1 protein-coding gene is annotated in these 1071 nt (G+C 40.0%); it reads right to left on the bottom strand.

All coding sequences use genetic code 11. From position 1 onward, the window contains the following. Nucleotides 1-81 precede the first annotated feature (81 nt). The coding region (gene mobV, locus HC026_RS12320; protein ID WP_168926198.1) for a MobV family relaxase at nucleotides 82-1071 on the bottom strand (990 nt) is incomplete at its 5' end.

The following is a 1071-nucleotide window of genomic DNA, read 5'->3' as shown; positions in this document are numbered from 1 at the left end:
TTAATTCGATTTACCGTTGACTGACGGCCATTAAACAGCTCCAATACTCATCAGCGGCTAAATTAAAGCCATAGATCAAATTCAAAGGCTTGGACCATCTAATTCATCATGCCGTTCCTTAAAACGCTCCTGTGGCCTCTGAGGGGCTTTTTTAGACGGTTCTTTTAGTCCAGCTCGTTCTAGCCACTCATTTGGTAAACCCATACCTAATTTGCGCTGTAAGAAGCGGTCAACGCTCCGAACAATTCCTTGTAGCGTCCCGACTAGCTTTTGAAGACGACGATTCTCAATGTCTAGTTCCATAGCCTTACTTTCAGCTTTAATCAGTTGGTCTTTTTGAATATCCATATCAGACCTTTGGGACAATGTTTCAGTAAAATACGTATCAGTTAAGCTGGCGCCCTGTTTAAGTTTATCAAAATCAAAACGGTCAACCAGCACATACCGCTTATGGAAACGGGATTCTTTCGTTTTAACACTATTTACATCAAATTTAGTGGCTTGATACGTTTTAAGTTTCGCTTGACGCTGTTTAGTTTCATTTTCAACCGCTGCTAACTTTTGTTGCCCCTGCTTAATAGATTCCCGCATGGCTTTATATTCTGGTACCGTTAAACTTTTACGTTCTGATTCTTGAACCCCACGCTGAATATTGAAACCATGCTGTTGTAAATAAGTCGGTAATTGATCTTGAATATCTCGCAAAGCTGTGCGATTAAAAACTCGTTTAGCAGACAATTTATGTTCATCATCAAACGGGACAATCCCCATATGCATATGGGGAGTACTCTCATCAAGATGAACAATTGCATAACGAATATTTTCTTCACCAAATTTTTCAGCAAAATAGTCCTTCGCTGTTTCAAAATATTTACGCGTATCAGCTGCCGTTAAATCAGCAAAGAACTGACTATCACTTGAAATAATCCATTCATTGACCAAGACGGCATCTTTTCTAACCGCCCGCTGGCTGGTTTTTCGCTCGTTAATGTAAGCCTCAATATCCGTTTTAAAATGATTAGTCCGACCAGCGACCAAATCATAATTTAAAGCCGAGCGGTCAACATCAAT

Source organism: Secundilactobacillus angelensis, from assembly GCF_012641075.1.
GTDB lineage: Bacteria > Bacillota > Bacilli > Lactobacillales > Lactobacillaceae > Secundilactobacillus > Secundilactobacillus angelensis.
Note: the sequence above shows the minus strand (reverse complement) of the source record. Positions and strands in the feature narration are given on the sequence as shown.